The sequence below is a fragment of the Thermovenabulum sp. genome (genome assembly GCF_049723235.1).
GTDB lineage: Bacteria > Bacillota > Thermosediminibacteria > Thermosediminibacterales > Thermosediminibacteraceae > Thermovenabulum.
Genome location: NZ_JBNARB010000008.1, coordinates 39,118 through 57,371, shown reverse-complemented (window position 1 = coordinate 57,371; position 18,254 = coordinate 39,118). Strand labels below are relative to the sequence as shown.

Annotated in this window: 22 protein-coding genes; 15 read left to right on the top strand and 7 right to left on the bottom strand. The window is 35.4% G+C overall.

What is annotated here, in order from left to right:
* The first annotated feature begins 5 nt into the window (after positions 1-5).
* Both ACPLOV_RS05845 and ACPLOV_RS05840 read left to right on the top strand, forming a co-directional pair.
* Positions 6-1,121, top strand: a complete 1,116-nt coding sequence (locus ACPLOV_RS05845) for an aminopeptidase (protein WP_424908124.1) — start codon at positions 6-8, stop codon at positions 1,119-1,121.
* A 12-nt stretch (positions 1,122-1,133) separates the two neighbouring features.
* Positions 1,134-1,475, top strand: coding sequence for a tRNA-binding protein (locus ACPLOV_RS05840; protein WP_424908125.1), 342 nt, complete (start codon positions 1,134-1,136; stop codon positions 1,473-1,475).
* Positions 1,476-1,511: 36 nt separating this feature from the next.
* Here the strand turns inward: ACPLOV_RS05840 and ACPLOV_RS05835 are convergent, their stop codons facing one another.
* The 3 genes from ACPLOV_RS05835 to ACPLOV_RS05825 form a co-directional block, all read right to left on the bottom strand.
* Positions 1,512-1,727: a DUF3006 domain-containing protein gene (locus ACPLOV_RS05835; RefSeq protein ID WP_424908126.1), complete on the bottom strand. Its 216-nt coding sequence runs from the start codon at positions 1,725-1,727 to the stop codon at positions 1,512-1,514.
* Positions 1,728-1,756: 29 nt separating this feature from the next.
* Complete coding sequence (locus tag ACPLOV_RS05830) at positions 1,757-2,644, bottom strand: ComEC/Rec2 family competence protein (protein WP_424908157.1); 888 nt, start codon at positions 2,642-2,644, stop codon at positions 1,757-1,759.
* Positions 2,645-2,737: 93 nt separating this feature from the next.
* Entirely contained in the window at positions 2,738-2,938 is a 201-nt protein-coding gene (locus ACPLOV_RS05825; protein WP_424910801.1) for a DUF1540 domain-containing protein, read from the bottom strand.
* Positions 2,939-3,055: 117 nt separating this feature from the next.
* Here ACPLOV_RS05825 and hprK point away from each other — a divergent pair, with 117 nt between their 5' ends.
* The 5 genes from hprK (at position 3,056) to ACPLOV_RS05800 (ending at position 8,161) form a co-directional block, all read left to right on the top strand.
* On the top strand, positions 3,056-3,979 hold the full coding sequence (gene hprK, locus ACPLOV_RS05820; protein WP_424908158.1) for an HPr(Ser) kinase/phosphatase: 924 nt from the start codon (positions 3,056-3,058) through the stop codon (positions 3,977-3,979).
* A gap of 15 nt (positions 3,980-3,994) precedes the next feature.
* Positions 3,995-5,047, top strand: coding sequence for a bifunctional phosphoglucose/phosphomannose isomerase (locus tag ACPLOV_RS05815; protein ID WP_424910800.1), 1,053 nt, complete (start codon positions 3,995-3,997; stop codon positions 5,045-5,047).
* Positions 5,048-5,061: 14 nt separating this feature from the next.
* Entirely contained in the window at positions 5,062-5,808 is a 747-nt protein-coding gene (locus ACPLOV_RS05810; RefSeq protein ID WP_424910799.1) for a phosphatase, read from the top strand.
* Between the two features lie 75 nt (positions 5,809-5,883).
* A complete protein-coding gene (gene dat / locus ACPLOV_RS05805) occupies positions 5,884-6,735 on the top strand; it encodes a D-amino-acid transaminase (RefSeq protein WP_424908130.1) in 852 nt (283 codons plus the stop codon).
* Positions 6,736-6,811: 76 nt separating this feature from the next.
* Positions 6,812-8,161 carry an ABC transporter substrate-binding protein gene (locus ACPLOV_RS05800; protein ID WP_424908131.1) on the top strand — a complete coding sequence of 450 codons (1,350 nt, stop codon included), beginning with the start codon at positions 6,812-6,814 and terminating at the stop codon, positions 8,159-8,161.
* 4 nt (positions 8,162-8,165) lie between these two features.
* Here the strand turns inward: ACPLOV_RS05800 and ACPLOV_RS05795 are convergent, their stop codons facing one another.
* Entirely contained in the window at positions 8,166-9,482 is a 1,317-nt protein-coding gene (locus tag ACPLOV_RS05795; RefSeq protein ID WP_424908132.1) for a hypothetical protein, read from the bottom strand.
* Between the two features lie 409 nt (positions 9,483-9,891).
* Here ACPLOV_RS05795 and murB point away from each other — a divergent pair, with 409 nt between their 5' ends.
* From murB to ACPLOV_RS05780, 3 genes are all read left to right on the top strand, one after another.
* Positions 9,892-10,806 carry a UDP-N-acetylmuramate dehydrogenase gene (gene murB, locus ACPLOV_RS05790; RefSeq protein WP_424908133.1) on the top strand — a complete coding sequence of 305 codons (915 nt, stop codon included), beginning with the start codon at positions 9,892-9,894 and terminating at the stop codon, positions 10,804-10,806.
* A 67-nt stretch (positions 10,807-10,873) separates the two neighbouring features.
* Positions 10,874-11,452 (top strand): hypothetical protein, encoded by a 579-nt coding sequence (locus ACPLOV_RS05785; RefSeq protein WP_424908134.1) that lies wholly within the window; start codon positions 10,874-10,876, stop codon positions 11,450-11,452.
* Positions 11,453-11,565: 113 nt separating this feature from the next.
* Positions 11,566-12,003, top strand: coding sequence for a hypothetical protein (locus tag ACPLOV_RS05780; protein ID WP_424908135.1), 438 nt, complete (start codon positions 11,566-11,568; stop codon positions 12,001-12,003).
* Positions 12,004-12,029: 26 nt separating this feature from the next.
* Here the strand turns inward: ACPLOV_RS05780 and ACPLOV_RS05775 are convergent, their stop codons facing one another.
* The 3 genes from ACPLOV_RS05775 to ACPLOV_RS05765 are packed head-to-tail and all read right to left on the bottom strand — an operon-like array spanning position 12,030 to position 14,274.
* Positions 12,030-13,202 carry a class I SAM-dependent rRNA methyltransferase gene (locus ACPLOV_RS05775; RefSeq protein WP_424908136.1) on the bottom strand — a complete coding sequence of 391 codons (1,173 nt, stop codon included), beginning with the start codon at positions 13,200-13,202 and terminating at the stop codon, positions 12,030-12,032.
* Positions 13,203-13,214: 12 nt separating this feature from the next.
* Entirely contained in the window at positions 13,215-13,550 is a 336-nt protein-coding gene (locus tag ACPLOV_RS05770; RefSeq protein WP_424908137.1) for a YlbF family regulator, read from the bottom strand.
* Positions 13,537-14,274 (bottom strand): HAD family hydrolase, encoded by a 738-nt coding sequence (locus ACPLOV_RS05765; RefSeq protein ID WP_424910798.1) that lies wholly within the window; start codon positions 14,272-14,274, stop codon positions 13,537-13,539. The genes ACPLOV_RS05770 and ACPLOV_RS05765 overlap by 14 nt, the downstream gene beginning before the upstream one ends.
* A 109-nt stretch (positions 14,275-14,383) precedes the next feature.
* Between ACPLOV_RS05765 and ACPLOV_RS05760 the strand changes: the two genes are divergently transcribed.
* The 5 genes from ACPLOV_RS05760 to ACPLOV_RS05740 are packed head-to-tail and all read left to right on the top strand — an operon-like array spanning position 14,384 to position 18,237.
* Positions 14,384-15,112: a PHP domain-containing protein gene (locus tag ACPLOV_RS05760; RefSeq protein ID WP_424908139.1), complete on the top strand. Its 729-nt coding sequence runs from the start codon at positions 14,384-14,386 to the stop codon at positions 15,110-15,112.
* Complete coding sequence (rapZ, locus tag ACPLOV_RS05755) at positions 15,102-16,013, top strand: RNase adapter RapZ (RefSeq protein ID WP_424910797.1); 912 nt, start codon at positions 15,102-15,104, stop codon at positions 16,011-16,013. Before ACPLOV_RS05760 ends, rapZ begins: the two co-directional genes overlap by 11 nt.
* 6 nt (positions 16,014-16,019) lie before the next feature.
* Entirely contained in the window at positions 16,020-16,955 is a 936-nt protein-coding gene (locus ACPLOV_RS05750; RefSeq protein ID WP_424908141.1) for a gluconeogenesis factor YvcK family protein, read from the top strand.
* A gap of 60 nt (positions 16,956-17,015) precedes the next feature.
* Positions 17,016-17,978 (top strand): DNA-binding protein WhiA, encoded by a 963-nt coding sequence (gene whiA, locus ACPLOV_RS05745; RefSeq protein ID WP_424908142.1) that lies wholly within the window; start codon positions 17,016-17,018, stop codon positions 17,976-17,978.
* Positions 17,971-18,237 (top strand): HPr family phosphocarrier protein, encoded by a 267-nt coding sequence (locus ACPLOV_RS05740; protein ID WP_068747640.1) that lies wholly within the window; start codon positions 17,971-17,973, stop codon positions 18,235-18,237. The genes whiA and ACPLOV_RS05740 overlap by 8 nt, the downstream gene beginning before the upstream one ends.
* Positions 18,238-18,254 lie beyond the last annotated feature (17 nt).

Below are 18,254 nucleotides of genomic sequence, written 5' to 3'. Positions count from 1 at the left end.
TAAATATGAAGGACCCAAGAATTAAAAAACTTGCAAAATTATTGATTGATTATTCTGTGGAACTAAAAAAAGGAGAAAACATCTTAATAGAAGCGGGACCCGGAGAAAGTCCTCTTGTGAAGGAGCTAATTAAATTTGCTTATGAAAAAGGTGCTCACCCTTTTGTTAACATTTCAATGCAGGAGATAGCTAGGGAAATACTGATGAACGTGGATGAAGATACTTTAAAATTAATGGCAAAATATGATTCCGAGAAAATGAAGGATATGCATGCTTACATCGGAATAAGGGGTGGCGATAATGTGGCGGAGCTTTCCGATGTTCCTCAGGAAAAAAAGACTCTTTATATGAAACTTTATTCAAAACCGGTTCATATGGATATAAGAGTCCCGAAAACAAAATGGGTGGTTTTGAGGTATCCCAATCCTTCCATGGCCCAGCTTGCCGATATGAGCACCGAAGCTTTTGAGGATTTTTATTTTGATGTTTGCTGTCTTGACTATGAGAAGATGTCCAAAGCAATGGACCCTTTGGTAGAACTTATGAGCAGAACCGACAGGGTAAGGATCGTGGGTCCGGGTACGGATCTTACATTTTCTATAAAAGGTATCGGAATTGAAAAATGCGATGGCAAAAAGAACATTCCCGACGGCGAAATCTTTACCGCACCGGTGATCGATTCGGTAAATGGATATATTACATATAATACCCCTGCTTTGTACCAGGGTTTTACCTTTGAAAATATAAAATTTGAGTTTAAAAATGGGAAAATCGTAAAGGCTACTGCTAACGATACCGAAAGAATAAATAAGATCCTGGATACTGATGAAGGAGCAAGGTATATAGGGGAGTTTGCTATAGGTGTAAATCCCTATATATTAAAACCAATGAAGGATACCCTGTTTGATGAAAAAATAGCGGGGAGCATTCATTTTACGCCGGGTAATTCCTATGAAGATTGCGGCAATGGCAATAAATCTGCCATTCACTGGGATATTGTTTTAATACAAAGACCGGAATACGGCGGCGGCGAGATTTATTTTGATGATGTTTTGGTGAGAAAAGACGGTTTATTCGTACTGGAAGAACTGAAGGGCCTGAACCCGGAAAACTTGAAATAGTGGTGATAAAGGATGCAGGGTGTTATTTCCTATAGCGATTTTGAAAAAGTAGAAATGAGGGTGGGAAGGATAATAGATGTAGAGGATTTTCCCAAAGCCAAAAAACCGGCATATAAACTTACCATCGATTTTGGACCTGAAATTGGACTTAAAAAATCCAGCGCTCAGATTACAAAATTATATAAAAAAGAAGAACTACCTGGTAAACTTGTAATTGCAGTGGTTAATTTTCCTCCCAAGAAAATTGCCGATTTTATTTCCGAGGTGCTTGTCCTGGGTGTTAATGATGAAGAGGGGAACGTAGTATTGCTGACAACCGAGAGGAATGTAAAATTAGGAGAAAAAGTATATTAAGCCTTCCTGCAGGGAAGGCTTAATATACTTTATTTTTTACTCTTCAAAAAGGTACCTTGCCATTTTATTAACTTCTACTTTTCTTTTTTCGGTTTCCTCTTTGTCTATATTATAGGTTTCGATATCAATAACATCTCCTTCCCTGGCTTCCTGAGGAAGGAGAATCCTTTCAATATTTATTATACTTTTATCGAATAATTCTACTACGGCATACCTGCCTTCAAACCTGTCTATAACACCCTTTTTTGACATAATCATCATACCTCTTTCCAAAATTTATTCTACATTTTAATAAGTTGCAGGATTTCGCCATTACTTTTGAAAGTAATATCACCGTTTTCGGCAGTAGATAATATTTTAATTTTCATTTTATTGAGCTTATCTATGGTTTCTTTATGGGGATGTCCGTAATCATTTCCCTTTCCGTAACTTATAACGGCGTATTTGGGAGAGACAGCCTTTAAAAACTCAATGGAAGTGCCCGAACTGGAGCCATGGTGGGCAACTTTTAAAACATCGGCTTTTAGGTTATAATTCTTATTTATCATTTCTTTTTCCGATATGTACTCTGCGTCGCCGGTGAGCAAAAAGGATGTATTTTTATAGGTTATTTTCAATACAATGCTATAATTATTTAAATCTTCATAATTTTTGCTGTTGGGTGCTAAAACTTCTATTTTTACATCCTGAGAAGGCGTAATTTCCATTCCTCCTTTTGCGGAAGTAATTTTTAGGCTTTTTTTGTTTACAGCCTCTAATACGTCTTTAAAGGTTTTAGTGGTAGTTGTAACATAGGGCATGTAAATTTTGCCTATTTCAAAGTTGTTAATGACGCTATCCATAGAACCGATGTGGTCTTCATGGGGATGGGTACCAAACAGATAATCGATCTTTTTAATATTCCTTTTTTTTAAAAAGTTGATTATCTTAGTTTCATCATCATTATTACCTGCGTCGATCATAGCGGTTTTACCATCGGGTAACATTACAAATATGCTGTCTGCCTGTCCGACGTCTAAAAATGTAATATAAAGATAACCACTGGAAAACTCCGTATCCTGGGCTTTTTTTTCAAGATTTTCCGTACTTTCATTGGTACAGGATGTCAATAAAAATAATAGAAAAAGGAAAAATATTATTAATAAAGATGTTTTTCTTTTTTTATACAGCATTGAATCACCTTCCAGATATAAATTCCTACTATATATTATAAACCTTAGTAAATAAATTGAAATAAAAAAAAGGAGTTTTGACCTCCTCTATCAATCCCATAAGGACATAAATTTTGAATTGGACTGCGATTCTTTTTCTTTATAGGAATTTCTGTGTTCGAAGGCATCACAATAAGTGCCTTCCTTTGAACTGCAACCAGGCCTTATTGCGTTTACTAAAACACTTTCGGCATGGCAATAATTATCACGATTGTATCTGCACGATGTGACGTTACACTTTATTTCAGGCATATCGACCCTCCTTAATTTTTTAATATTTTTCCCATTATTTTATAAAAAATTACTTTGCTTAAAGGAATTTAGTTTTTTTTGTAGAAATGAATTTAAAGGTGAATATATATGGAAAAAATAAAAGGTGTAAATTTAAAAAAGATTATTGAAAAATTCGGGCTGGAAATTATTACTGGATTTGATTACGATATTGTAATAAATACCTCAGATTTGTACAGACCAGGGGTAGAACTTGCTGGTTTTTTTGATTATTTTCCCTTTGAACGAATACAGGTACTGGGAATGACCGAGATTAAGTTTTTGAATGGTCTGAAAAAAGAAATAAAGACCGAGAGGCTGGAAAAACTTTTATCTTATTCTATACCGTGTATAATAATTACCAGAGGGCTTGGCATTCCTTTGGAACTATTGGAAATAGCTGAAAAGAAAGGCAGAATTCTGTTAAGGTCCCTCAGTCCCACGACGAGTTTAATAAGTAAATTGACCGATTATTTAGAAAGCGAACTTGCGCCGAGAACCACAATGCACGGGGTATTGATGGATGTCTACGGCATAGGGGTTTTATTAATTGGCGAAAGCGGTATCGGAAAGAGTGAAACAGCAGTGGAGCTTTTGAAAAGAGGACATAGACTGATTGCCGATGATGTGGTTGAAATAAAACAGGTTGCAAAAAATGTACTTGTTGGTATGGCCCCGGAAATTTTGAAGTATTTTATTGAGGTGAGGGGTTTAGGAATAATTGACGTAAAAACCATTTTCGGAGCCGGAGCCGTAAGGGATGATATTCGCATTGACCTGGTAATAGAACTGGTGGAATGGGAAAAATACAGCGATGATGATAGGCTGGGGATTGAAGATAAAAAAATCACTATTTTGGAATCTAATATTTCTAAAAAAATCATACCAATAAGACCCGGAAGAAATTTAGCATCAATTATCGAGGTAGCGGCTATGGACCATCGTTTGAAAACAATGGGATATAATGCGGCGCTGAATTTTTCACAAAAATTATTTGATGAAATTAACAATAAAAACACGTAGGAAAGGGGAGGGTTTATGCAGGATTATGAATTATTAGCAGATAAATACGATATTTATAAAATGTACAGTCTAATTTACGGATTACCAGAACAAATTGAAGAAGCTTTTGACATATCCTTTAAATTTTTAAACGGTATTTCAATGAAAAATGTAAAACATGTAGTAATTGCGGGAATGGGCGGTTCTGCCATTGGTGGAGAACTTGCCAAATCAATTCTGGAATTCGAATTAAAAGTCCCGGTCCTCGTAAATAGGGGGTATAAACTTCCGGGGTTTGTAGACAGTGAATCCCTTGTGATAGTATCAAGTTACTCGGGAAACACGGAGGAAACCCTGAGCTGTTATGAAGATGCGAAAAACCGGCAGGCTTTGATGATAGCAATTACCACAGGAGGGAAGCTTAAAGAAAAAGCCTTAGAAGATAAAGTACCTGTGCTTATCATACCCTCCGGGCTTCCTCCAAGAGCAGCAATAGGATATTCTTTTGTTCCCATATATTTAATATTAGCTAAAATAAATTCTCTTTTAGGTACCGTTGAAAGAATACAATCCCTGCAAAAGTTTTTGAAAAAGGTTAGAGAAGATTTTGCAAAAGAGGCTCCCGGGGGACAAAACAAGGCAAAGATGTTAGCCGAGAGGATATATGGAAAAATACCTTTGATTTACGGATCTCAGGGAATAACCGAGGCTGTAGCTGTGAGGTGGAAAGGGCAGTTAAACGAGAATTCCAAACATCCTGCATTCTACAATGTTTTCCCGGAACTCAATCATAATGAAATAATGGGATTTGAAGCCGAGAAGAATTTACTGAAAAATTTTGTTGCAATTATATTGCGAATGCCTGAAGAGCATGAAAGAATTGATAAAAGAATAAAAATTACAAGGGATTTAATCCAGGATAAAATTACATATGTTGAAGAGATATGGCCCCAGGGTGAAAATACTTTAGAAAGGATTTTTTACCATATAATGCTCGGGGATTTTGTAAGTTATTATCTAGCACTGTTAAATGAAAAAGATCCTTATGAGATTAATTTTATAAACACTTTAAAAGAGCGGATGGGTTAAAAGGAGTGAAAAAATTGAAATTAGAAGCTGATACCCATTGTCATACGGTAGCCAGCGGCCATGCGTACAGCACAATATTAGAAAATGCAAAAGCTGCTAAGGAGAGGGGTTTAAAATTGATAGCCATTACCGACCACGGCCCCTCTCTCCCGGGAGGCCCCCATATATATCATTTCGGGAATTTAAAGGTGCTTCCCAGAGTGATTGAAGGGGTCATTATCCTGAGAGGAGTTGAAGCTAATATTTTAGATTGTGATGGAAGACTGGATTTGCCGGAAAGATATTTAAAGGAACTGGATATAGTTCTTGCAGGATTTCATACCTTTTGTTACCCGGGGGGTACTGTAGAAGAAAATACCAGAGCTATTATTAATGCAATTAAAAATCCCTGTGTAGATATTATCGTTCATCCGGGAAATCCTGAGTTTTCGATAGATATAGAAAAATTTGTGGAAGCTGCAAAAGATTACGATGTTGCCATAGAGATAAATAACAGCTCTTTTACCGTCAGCAGAAGGGGTAGCGAAGAAAATTGCCTGCAAATAGCAAAGAAAGCAAGGGAAGTAGGAGCAAGAATTGCAATAGGAAGTGACGCCCATATATGTTTTGATGTGGGGAATTTTGAAAAGGCTTTAAAGATTGTGGAGGTAGCGGGGATTAAAGAGGAAAATATACTTAATGTGAGTTACCTGAGGTTAATAGATTATTTAAAAGACAAAGGCAGGGATTTTTCTTTTATTAAAAAGTATCAGGAATATTAATTAGGATATTAGCCGCGGGCAATAAATTGCCTGTGGTATAAGGAAAATCATAATAAAATTAAGGAGGCATAATTTATGGATACTTTAATTTACTTAAACGGTGAAAAGGTAGATTACGAAAATGCCAAAATACATGTAGAAGACAGGGGATTTCTTTTTGGCGATGGTCTTTATGAGGTTATCAGGGTATACAATGGAAAGTTCTTTTACCTGGAAAAACACATGGAAAGACTTAAAAAAGGAGCAGAACAGATTTATCTTGAATTAGATTTCGGACCGGATACTCTGGTGGAAACGATAAAAAAAGCGGTAAAAGAAAGCGGATTCAAGGATGCATCGGTATATGTGCAGGTAACAAGGGGTACAGCACCGAGACAGCATGCCTTCCCTACCAATGCAAAATGCACCTGGCTGGTAATAGTAAGGGAAGCTAAACCTCAGCCTCAGGAATTTTACGAAAATGGTGTTGAAGCCATTACCGTCCCTGATGAAAGATGGACAAGATGTAATATTAAAACAGTTCAATTACTCGCCAACTGTATTGCGAAGGAAAAAGCAAAGCGTGCAGGTGCATATGAAGCTATTTTCCATAGAGGAGATATTGTTACCGAAGCATCCAGCAGCAATGTATTTATAGTAAAGGACGGAACAATATTCACACATCCCGCCAATAATCTGATTCTACACGGTATTACCCGCTTTGCGGTTCTGGAGCTAATAAAGAATAATAATTTTGAACTGCGGGAAGAGCCCTTTTCAAAGGAAAAGCTTTTCGCAGCAGATGAGGTTTTCCTGACGGGAACTATGACAGAGGTTATGCCCATCGTTAAGGTGGATGGAAAAATTATCGGGGATGGAGTACCGGGGAAAATAACAATGAAATTAATAGAAGATTTCAGAAAATTAACGGAAACCGTAGACTGTTAAAAAATTTAATCATATAAACATTATTTCATTAATATAATAAATAGGGTGGAAGGTCTTACTTTCGGGAGGTAATATTATGAAAGGACCTTTTACCCTATTTTTTAATAGATTAATAGTTAAAAAGATTTCTCTTTTCGTAATAATTATTTTTATTTTTTCTATCTTAGTAAGCTGTGGGGGAAAAATTAACAGCAATGATTTATTAAAGGAAGAGAAAAAGGAAGAGATTGTGATAACCTTATGGGATTTTCCTCGATGGGAAGCGGAAAACAACAGCAGATTCGGATGGATTGAAAAAAAGATAAAGGAATTTGAAAAAGCACATCCGGGGGTATATATTTATTTAAAAAAATTAAAATGGGAATACGGTATGTTTGAGATAAAAGCGGCATGCCAGGCAGGGATAAATCCCGATATTGCTCCTGTAGCAGGTGAATATGATTTAATACTCAGGGGTTACGTAGAGCCGGTAGACGAATTCTTCACAAAAGAAGAACTGGAGAAGTACGACGAGAGGGCAAAAGAAGCGCTTAGAGTAAACGGGCGGCTTTACGGTTTTCCATGGTTTTTGACTACCTACGGGATGTTTATAAATAAAGATCTTTTTGAAGAAAGGAAATTATCTTTCCCACCGGAAGGTGGTTGGACTTTCCAAACATTTATGGATACAGCAATTAAGCTTACATGGGATAAAAACAGGGATAAAAAAGTTGATTACTATGGATTTGATTACGTATTAAAACCCGGTAACTACGGTTTTTGGGGATTATTGACGATGGATGGAGCAAGATTCTTTGATAATGAGGGAAATTTTATATTAAATTCGAAAGAAGGATTATCAGCATTAAAGAAAATAAGTGAAGCCTTTCAAAAAAATGTAATCTTTCCTCCCGAAGCTGGAGACAGGGATGAAAAACGGCTATGGGGAAATTTTACCGAGAAAAAAAAGGTAGCCATGACCTTTATGAGTAACTGGGCAATCCCACTTCTTGAAAAGAAAAAAAATGAAGGTTCCGGATTTAATTTTGAACTGCTACCCTATCCGGGTGGGGAAAGTCAAGCTCATTCTTTTGCTGTAGCTTCCGGGTATGCAATTTTAAAACAAAATGATGAAAGAAAAAAGAAATTATGTGGAGAGTTTTTAAAGTTTATAACATCGGAGAAGGAACAGGAAAATTTATTAAAATACGGTGTGTTACCTGCGTTTAAAAGTGTACAGGAGAAAGCAGTTTCAGAAAATGAATTTTATAAAAAAAGCAAAGAATTATTGACTTCTGCAGAATTTTTACCAAAGGTACGAAACTGGCAGGAAATTGAAAATATTATAAATACCGAGCTGCTTTTATGCATAAAAGGTAAAAAAACTCCCGAAAAAGCCCTTCAGGATATGAAAAAAAATATTTCAGGGATTGTAACTTCAGATTAAGCGATCATTTAAAAAAATTATCCCAAAAGTGATTAAAGAAAAATCTGTAATGATTTAACACTTTTTTACCTTCTACTTCATAAGAGAATTGGTCTAAAACCTTTTTTATATAGGCAATTTCATCAGGAGTAGGGTTAAAAGAATCCATGACGTATTTGTTGCGATTTCTGGGTTTTTCAATGTAAGTAATATTTATAGAAGAATTGCCGGGAATATTATTATCGATATTATTATTGACATTATTATTGTCGATATTATTATTATTTATATTTGAATTATCGTCATTAGTTTGGTTAGCCGGATCGTTATTTGCAGGATTATTTTCGCCAAAATTACCTTCGTCAGTATTTGATACATTTTCCGAGTTATTTTCGGTATTTTCATTATTTGCGGTTTCTGATGAATTATTTTCCTCATCAGGATCTTGTGGGTTTTCATTTTCTTTAACTATTAAAATATTTTCTCCGGATGAAACCTCCTCCTTGCCATCACTAATTATTACTCTCCAAAGTATGCTTTTTTCAGGATAAAAGGAAATAAAAAAATCCTCTCCGTCCTTCCCAAGGGGCAGAGTAAATTCATCTTCTGAATCCATATATTTATATTTTAATGCTGCATTTATAAAATCATTACTGTCCTCATCTTGGGCTGACACCCTTATATTGAACGGGCTTCCCTTTGTTATTTCTCCTTCCGATGAAATATTTAAGATGCTCGGGGGGTTGTTTTTGTCAAAGTACAAAGCAACAAAAGAGAATTTTTTGTAAATATTAGGGAAATATGGTAAAACGATGTGGCTAAGCACTATTTTACCTGAAGACTTTTTTTGAATTGAGTTCCATAATTGTAATTTATTAGTGTAGTCTTTTACTTCCCATGCGGCAGGTGTTGAACCCTGAGATAAAGGGTCAATTCTTAAAAAGATTTTGGAAATGGATGTAAATATGGATTCATCTAATTTATTTCCACTCCTGTCGTAAAGTATAAATTGACCGGTTAAAAATTTTCCATCTCCTGTAGAGAAGATTTCGGGGAATTTTCCTGAAGAGTTGATAAAAAAAGCATTAGCAGGTATCGGATAGTACTGACTTTCAAAAGAAGATTTAGTAACATTATTGGCTATAATTAAAAAACTATATTTGGATATCATTGTCCCTTCAGGGATTGTGAAAGACGAAATTATATTTTGACCATCCGTTTGAACAATAGTGTAACCTCCAATGTCAAACTCATCTACTTGTGCTTTTGAAAAATTGGTGTTTGATATAATAATAAAACTGATAATGGAGAAAATAATTATCAGTGATTTCTTTTTTAACAATATATTCACCACCTGAAAAATTTTTACACAAGATACAATATTCGACAAAAATAGACTTTATACCTTCAAGGATTAATATTTTTTTATAGGAGGTTTTAATTAATTGGAAATTTCTCAAAAAAAAGATTATATTATTTTAATGAAAAAAAATTATAATGGACAATTATTGGTGATTTGTGAGATTAAATTTTTATTAACTAACTACCATTATCCCTTTATATCTTCTGTAGTTTTTGAGCCGGTAATTGTCATTTTTTATTTAGAAGAAGAATTATATATTTTTTGTAATACAGGGGAATTGAGGGAAACCGATTTAAAAAGTCTTATTTCAAATATTTTAAAAGAGGTCCGGAAGGTGTATAATAGCGATGTAATATAAACAGAAAATGTATTTGAAAGGAAAGGTTTTATGGAGGTTAATACAGTTATTAATGAAATAAAAAAAATAATACCTGAAGATAAAATAAGGCTAAATGAACCGATGAAATTGCACACCTCCTTTCGAATAGGCGGTCCCGCGGATATACTCCTATTGCCGACAGAAGTTTCGGAAATCCGAAATGTGGTAATATTCTGCAGAAAACATGATATTCCTTTGTACGTAATTGGCAATGGATCAAATCTTTTAATAAGGGATAAGGGAATTAGAGGTATTGTTTTAAAAATTTCTCAAAATTTCAACGATATAGAAGTAAAGGATAATTTTATAAAAGCAAAAAGCGGGACGCTGGTGACCGTACTTTCAAAAACTGCCCTTGAAAATCATCTAAAAGGATTGGAGTTTGCTTCAGGTATTCCCGGGACCCTGGGCGGTGCGATAGTTATGAATGCAGGGGCTTATGACGGGGAATTTTCAAAAATAATAGAAAAGGTAACGGCAATGGACTATGAAGGGAATATCAGGGACTTGATGAAGGAGGAATTAGAATTTGACTACCGATGGAGCGTTTTCCAGGAGAAAAACCATGTTATTCTGGAAGCTTTAATTAAATTGGAAAAAGGAAATTACGATGAGATTAAGTCAAAAATGGAAGAGTATTCAGCGAGAAGAAAGGAAAAACAGCCTCTTAATTTACCGAGTGCGGGGAGCACCTTTAAAAGGCCAAAAGGCCATTTTGCCGGAACATTAATTGAAAAAGCGGGTTTAAAGGGAATGAGAATTGGGGATGCTGCGGTTTCCGAGCTTCATGCGGGCTTTATTGTAAATTTAGGTAATGCGACAGCATGTGATGTGGAAAGGCTAATAGAGTACGTGCAGAAAAAAGTTTACGAAAAATTCCAAATCTGGTTGGAACCGGAGGTAAAAATTTTGGGTGAAAAATAATTTACAAAATAAGGATGAAGTAAACTACGCAATACGGGCTACACTATTATTATAGGAGGTGAATATGTTGTACGATTATCGCGATTTATCCAGGGATTTGATAGCTGCGAATGGAAATTTTACCAGTTGTATTAACCTTTTACAGGATAATTATAACCAGTTTACCGGTGTTTTAAAAGATTTGCATGACAAATTAAGACGTGCCATCTCTAACACGGAAAATAATCTAAAACAATTAGAATTAGAAATCTCTCAAAATAACGGAACCCTTGCAAAGCTTTTTGCAGGATCAAACCAAAAGCTACAGCAGGAACAGGTATCCAAAAGGAGAATGGATATTATTAACGAGCTCAGTGAAATAGAAAAACAATTGGAAAGCCTGAACAAGGATTTTTCAAATTCTGTTCAAAACATTGTGGAAAGCCTGAATAAACAAATGCTTACTTACAAAGAAATGGAAAATAAAGTAAAAACTGTATTGGAGCAGGTTAATTCCTCTGAATTTTCCATGGTTTCTCCAAATCCCGTTTTGGCGGTAAATCAATCCATTCAGACAGCGATAGATACGTTAAACAAGATTAGACAGAATATTGCCGAAAACAAAGTATTAAATGAAATAACCAATACTTTGGATAATATGCAATAACGAGGTTTTACCCCCTTCGTAAATACAGTATTTACAGCAATTAAATAATATATTGAACAGGGAATCAGGGTAAATTAATAAAGGAAGTTATTAAATGAAGGGGGATGTAATGAATGACCCAAAAGAAAAGCTTAGCCGATTATTTGGAAGAGAAAAAAAAGGAGGCTGAAACCTCGCAGGAATTAGCAACTCCTTATCAGACCACTTATCAGGCAACAGCCCAGCAGGGAGTAGCTTCCAATCAGTTTCAGCAGCTTTTGAATCAATTAAAAGCCCAGGCCCAATCCCAGCAGCAGCTTACGGATAATCAGGTTAGTCAAGCAATACAACAGGCAATAAATGCATTAACTCAGGCTCAGCAGAGCATAGAGGCCAATCAGATATTTTATCAGATGAATCAGCTCTTAGATCAATTTAACAAACAGCTTTCTCAATTAAACCAGCAGTTTAATCAAGCCCTTCAGAATCAGCAGAAGGCTCAGCAGCAAGCCCAGCAACAGGCCCAGCAACAACTCCAGCAGATGCAGCAACAAAACCAGCAATTAAGCTAAGGAATAAAGGGGGGAATCCCCCCTTTTTAATATAACTCCAAAATATAGAATTTTAAGTAGCTTGTCTCTTCAGAAGCTGCCAGTACCGGATGATCCTTTGCTTGAGATCTTTTTTCGATTATTCTCATGGTAACCTTTGCATCGTATGCGGCAGACATGAGAATCTCAAAAAAAAGCTCATCCTTGACGTGATGGGAACAGGAAGAGGTAATTAAAAAACCACCGGGTTTTAAAAGCTTCATTCCCCGCAAGTTTATTTCTTTATAACCTCGAATAGCACCTTCCAATGCTTTTTTACTTTTGACAAAAGCAGGGGGATCGAGGATAACAACATCGAACTTCTTTTTATCATTGTAGAATTTCCTTAAAATATCAAAGGCATTGCCTACTTCAAATTTTATATTATCTTGTACTCCGTTTAATTTTGCATTTTCTCTTGCTAAAGAAATTGCTTCATCGGAATAATCATAGGCCAGGATGTTATTGGCGCCGTATTTTGCCGCATTCAAGGCAAAGGATCCTGTATAACAGAAACATTCTAAGATTTCTTTTCCTTTTACAAAGGGTTCTATTGCTTTTCGATTTTCCCTCTGGTCAAAGAAAAAGCCCGTCTTTTGTCCTTCTACTACATCCACATAATACTGGATACCGTTTTCTTCAATTATGATTTTCTCTGGTAACTCCCCGTATAATACACCTTTTTTTAATTCAAGCCCTTCGAGTTCCCTTACAGGAGCGTCATTTCGTTCATATACACATTCTGGGCTTAAAAGTTCTACAAGAATATCCACGATAATATTTTTGTATTTTTCCATTCCAAGGGATAGAGTTTGAATCACGAGAGTATTATTAAATTTATCCACAATAAGAGCGGGAAGAAAATCGGCTTCGGCATAAATTAATCTGTAACTTTCGCCGTAATTTAATTGTTTTCTGTAATTTAAAGCCTTTATTATTCTATTTTTAAAAAATTCCCTATCAATTTCTTCGTCCTTATTTTTTGTGAGAAATCTAACGGTGATCTGGGATTTAGGGTTGATATAACCCTTTCCTAAAAATTTGCCGTTTTCCAGGTAAACTTCTACTATATCCCCCGGCTTATAATTTCCCTTGATGCTTAATATTTCGGTACTGTAAACCCATGGATGGCCCTTTTCTATTCTTTCGTTCTTTTTCCCTTTTAAAATTACCTTAGCCATTTTATTCCTCCGTTACTCGCCAAGTTGTACGTCCAATGAGCTGAATATTATTTTTTGGATGTCAAAGATCAATACCATTAATTTATTTTCAGCTTCTAAATATCTTTTTATACCCGAATGGTATTTGACTATTTCATACAGGTTATTTAACTTTTGTTCTTCTTCGGCAAAGGTTTTACCCGACAAAGCGAGGGTCTGCACCTCTATCTCTTTTGCCCTTAGGTCCTTAAGCATCTCTAAGGCCTTTTTATCTTTTTCAAGTTCTTCTTTTGCTTTTTTAAATTCTATATATTCCTTGCATTCTAAAAGGGCTCTGGCAAGTTCATGAGCTTTATCATAAACGTTCAACACCGGTCCCCCTTTCCCTTAAATTTATTATCAAATTTAAAAGGTCATTAAAAGAACCGGAATAATCGGAAATTATCTTTTTGTTATTTCGGTTTATCATATAATCCTTTAATAGAAAAGTTTTTACTCCCAGCTTTCTCACAATAAGGTCTTCTTCCACATCATTTCCAATCATCAGGCAATTTTCTGGAGATTTTTTTATTATAGATAAAATTTCTTCATAATATTGAATATGAGGTTTTGTAAAATGCATGATCTCGTAAGAAGTTATAAGCCTGTAAGGAAAGTTTTCAGAATTTATCCATCTCAACCTTTGTTTTATTGCATTTAACGGGAAAATAGGATTTGTTGCAATTACGACATCATAATTCATCAAGAATGCAGTTTTAAGAATTTTATTGGGAAAGGGATGGGGTTTCAAAACTTTTTTAAGAGATGGAAAATCTTTATCGTAGAATTCTTCAAACTCAAACTGAAGTATTTCTTTTTCGATGTTTATATTGTTGCTGAAAAAAGCTTCCCAGAAAACTTCTTTATTGGTTTTTGAGGGATCCAGATTATTCACCATGGCCATGGTGGAATCAAGCAAGAGGTCGATGAGTTGTTGAGGATCGAAAAATTTACTCATCTTCCTTGCGATTAATTTTAAGTAGGAATTTATAAATTCATCGGTATCTAAGGGAAGAAGGGTGCCATCCAGATCAAATAGCAGCGTATCTATCAATTTTTACCCCTCCTGAAAGTTTACATACAAATAAGATGTAAATATTTGAAATAATAAAAATAGATTTTAATCCTACAATATATTATACTATTACAAGGAGGGTAAGTCGATGAAATTGTTTGCAGATTTTCACACTCATACCAAATATAGCCACGGCAAGGGAACCGTTAAAGAAAATGTATGTTCGGCTTTGAAAAAAGGGTTGAAGGCAGTAGGAATATCCGAACACGGGCCCAACAATATAGGAGTTGGCACCAATCTTAGAGATTTTGAAAGGATAAAGAAGGAAATTGAACAACTTAAAAAAGAATTTAAAGAAATTGATATACTTTTTGGGTGTGAAGCGAATGTCATTAGCTTAGAAGGGGACTTGGATATTCCAGAAGAAATTTTACAACAAATGGATTATGTAATGGTAGGGCTTCATCCGCAAATCTGGGGTAAAAGTATTAAAGACACTTATCATATTTTAATAGAAAATTATTTAGTAAAAACAATAAATACTAACCTGCAAAAAATAATGAAACAAAATACTCAGGCTTTAATCAATGCTATGGAGAGGTATAAAATAGACATAATAACTCACCCCGGGCTTCATATGCCAATCGATACAGGGGTTCTTGCTAAAAAGGCGGCAGAAAAAGGCACCGCTTTGGAGATAAATGCGGGGCATGACCATACGACGGTTGAGTATATAAGGATAGCAAAAAGCCAGGGAGCTAAGTTTGCACTGGGCAGCGATGCTCATGAGCCCGAAAGAGTGGGAGAACTTTCAAGGGCAATAAAACTTGCGAAAGAAGCAGGATTGACAAAAGCAGATATTATTAATGCTTTATAGCTTGAAGTTTGGAGGGGGAATTGTGGAAAAAGATTTAAATTTTGTAATAATTACCGGACTTTCGGGGGCAGGAAGGACCCTTGCTTTGAGGGTATTTGAAGATAACGGCTTTTTCTGTATTGATAATTTACCTCCCCAGCTTATTCCCAAGTTTGCGGAGTTATGCAGTCAGAGCAGAAAAAAGCTCGAAAAAGTTGCTCTTGTTATCGATATCCGGGGAGGGGATTTTTTCGATAACCTTTTTGATAGCTTAAAATCTTTAGAAGATATGGGTTACTCCTATAAAATTATTTTTTTAGATGCCTCCGATGAGGTCTTGATTAAAAGGTATAAAGAGAGCAGACGAAAACATCCGCTTGCACCGGATAAAAGAATAGTTGAAGGTATTAACTTAGAAAGAAGGAAACTGGCACTTTTAAAGGCAAAGTCAGATTTTATAATAGATACTTCTTTCAAGACTCCTGCCCAGCTTAAAGAAGAAATAGAAAAAAGGTTTTTGCAGAGGGATAAAAGCGATACAGGTTTATTGATAAATATCGTTTCCTTTGGCTTTAAGCAAGGGCTTCCTCTTGATGCGGATTTAGTCTTTGATGTAAGGTTTTTACCAAATCCATTTTATGATGATGAACTAAGGCCCCTTTCGGGTAGTGATGAAAAGGTAAAAAATTATATTTTTAATTTTGAGGAAACGAAGGAATTTCTTAAGAAAGTGCAGGACTTGATAGAGTTTTTAATTCCTTACTATATTAAAGAAGGAAAATCTCAATTAGTGGTGGCTATAGGATGTACCGGAGGAAGGCACAGGTCAATAGCCGTAGCCGATGAACTGGCGAGGTTGTTAAAAGAAAGGGGTTATTATGTAAATATAGAACACAGAGATGAAAAAGAAACAAGGGGGTAATATCCGGTGTTAAAAGTGGTAGCGATCGGTGGAGGTACCGGATTGCCTTCTTTGCTAAGGGGAATAAAGTACTATACAAAGGATATAACTGCGATTGTCACTGTTGCCGATGATGGAGGTAGTTCCGGACGTTTAAGGGATGAATTGAAGATGCCTCCTCCAGGGGATATCAGGAATTGTCTTTTGGCTCTTGCGAATACCGAGCCTTTAATGGAGAAGCTCTTTCAATATAGATTTGATACCGGTTTTTTAAAGGGGCATAGTTTTGGCAATCTTTTTTTAGCAGCCATGACAGAAGTTTTGGGAGACTTTGAACTTGCCATAAAGGAGTCGAGTAAGGTTCTTGCAGTAAGCGGGCAGGTAATGCCATCAACTCTTGAGGATATAGTATTGATGGCTGAATACGATGATGGAAGTGTAGCCATAGGAGAGTCTTTAATACCAAGAATAAAAAGAAAAATTAATAAAGTCAAGTTGATTCCGGAAGATGCAAAACCCTTAAATGAAGCTCTGGAAGCCATTGAAAAAGCGGATGTAATTATATTGGGTCCGGGAAGTCTTTATACAAGTATAATACCCAACCTTTTGATTCGCGGTATCAGGGAAGCTATCGAAAGTTCTTCCGCCAAAAAAATCTTTGTGGTAAACATTATGACTCAGCCGGGAGAAACTGACAATTATACTGCCTTTGACCATGTTAAAGCGATAGTCGAGCATGCAGGGAGAAAGGTTATAGAGTATGTGCTCGTTAATGTGGAAAAAATACCCGAAAGATTATTGCAAAAGTACAAAGAAGAAGGGTCGGTGCCTGTAGTTGTAGATGAAGAGCGAATATTAGAAATGGGTTATAAAATAATAAAAACAGAAGTGCTTTCAATAAATGATGTAATAAGACATGATTCAGAAAAATTAGCCAGGGAAATTATGAAGTTATTTTCTTAGTTTGCTTATTTACAAACGGAATAATTTTATGTAGAATAAAAAAAGTTAGGGTGAAAAAAATTGTCTTTTTCATCGGAATTAAAAGAAGAAATTTCAAAAATCACCGATAAGGATTGTTGCGGCCTGGCGGAATTATCCGCTTTGATCAAAATGAGCGGTGGTATGTCTCCCAGAGGAGATTCCATAGTTATTACCGTTCATACCGAAAATGCCGCTGTTGCCCGCAGGTTTATCCAATTAATGAAAAAATATGAAACCGTAGAGTTTGAAATTACCGTCGAAAAAGAAAAATTGAGAAATAAAAATCTTTACCTGGTAAAAGCTTTCTCTCGGGAAAAAAAGATGGAAGAATTTTTATCAAAAATCGGGATCATAAGTGTGAAAAACGGCAAGATCACCTTAGAGGAAGGAATAAAATTTAAAATATTTAAAAAAAGATGCTGCAAAAAAGCTTATTTAAGAGGGGCTTTTTTGGGTGGCGGGTCAATAAGTGACCCTAAGCGGGCGCATCATTTAGAATTTATCACCAACAACATTAAAATTGCCCATGATTTGTCGAAGCTTATGGAGGAATTTAATATTTCTTCAAAAATAACGAGGAGAAAGGAAAAGTATGTTGTTTATTTAAAAAACGGTGATAATATAAAAGATTTACTGGGATTGATGGGAGCTAATGAGTCCCTTTTAAAGTTTGAAAATGAAAGAGTATTAAAGGATATGAGAAATAATGTAAACAGGTTGGTCAATTGCGAAACAGCCAATTTAAACAAAACCATTGATGCAGCTTTTAATCAGATGGAGTTTATTATTTTTTTAAAGGAGAAAGGTATTTTACCCAAACTTTCTCCGGTTTTACAGGAAATAGCCGAAATGAGATTGAAATTTCCAGAACTCAGTTTAAAGGAACTGGGTCAAATTATGGACCCACCATTAAGTAAATCGGGCGTAAGCCATAGGTTAAAAAGATTAAAGCAGATAGCGGAAAAATTTAAACAATTTGAAGGGGGAAACTTAAATGTATAAAATTGCTGTAGAAGTAAAAAACAAAACCGGATTACATGCAAGGCCGGCTGCTTTGTTCGTACAAACAGCAAGTAAGTTTAAATCAGAAATTTTTATCGAAAAAGAAGGTAAGAAGGTAAACGCAAAAAGTATAATGGGAGTAATGTCTCTTGCGGTAAGTCAGGGGACAAAAATAGAGATTTCCGCATCGGGAGAAGATGAAAAAGAAGCAGTTGAAGCACTCGTTGCACTTATCGATTCTAAATTTGGAGAAGAATAAAAGCTACCTTAAAGGTA

Excerpts from the sequence above, each read along its gene's own strand:
- ACPLOV_RS05845 (WP_424908124.1), top strand. The coding sequence starts at position 6 with ATGAAGGACCCAAGAATTAAAAAACTTGCAAAATTATTGATTGATTAT.
- ACPLOV_RS05840 (WP_424908125.1), top strand. The coding sequence starts at position 1,134 with ATGCAGGGTGTTATTTCCTATAGCGATTTTGAAAAAGTAGAAATGAGG.
- ACPLOV_RS05835 (WP_424908126.1), bottom strand. The coding sequence starts at position 1,727 with ATGTCAAAAAAGGGTGTTATAGACAGGTTTGAAGGCAGGTATGCCGTA.
- ACPLOV_RS05825 (WP_424910801.1), bottom strand. The coding sequence starts at position 2,938 with ATGCCTGAAATAAAGTGTAACGTCACATCGTGCAGATACAATCGTGAT.
- ACPLOV_RS05815 (WP_424910800.1), top strand. The coding sequence starts at position 3,995 with ATGCAGGATTATGAATTATTAGCAGATAAATACGATATTTATAAAATG.
- dat (WP_424908130.1), top strand. The coding sequence starts at position 5,884 with ATGGATACTTTAATTTACTTAAACGGTGAAAAGGTAGATTACGAAAAT.
- ACPLOV_RS05800 (WP_424908131.1), top strand. The coding sequence starts at position 6,812 with ATGAAAGGACCTTTTACCCTATTTTTTAATAGATTAATAGTTAAAAAG.
- murB (WP_424908133.1), top strand. The coding sequence starts at position 9,892 with ATGGAGGTTAATACAGTTATTAATGAAATAAAAAAAATAATACCTGAA.
- ACPLOV_RS05780 (WP_424908135.1), top strand. The coding sequence starts at position 11,566 with ATGACCCAAAAGAAAAGCTTAGCCGATTATTTGGAAGAGAAAAAAAAG.
- ACPLOV_RS05775 (WP_424908136.1), bottom strand. The coding sequence starts at position 13,202 with ATGGCTAAGGTAATTTTAAAAGGGAAAAAGAACGAAAGAATAGAAAAG.
- ACPLOV_RS05760 (WP_424908139.1), top strand. The coding sequence starts at position 14,384 with ATGAAATTGTTTGCAGATTTTCACACTCATACCAAATATAGCCACGGC.
- rapZ (WP_424910797.1), top strand. The coding sequence starts at position 15,102 with ATGCTTTATAGCTTGAAGTTTGGAGGGGGAATTGTGGAAAAAGATTTA.
- ACPLOV_RS05740 (WP_068747640.1), top strand. The coding sequence starts at position 17,971 with ATGTATAAAATTGCTGTAGAAGTAAAAAACAAAACCGGATTACATGCA.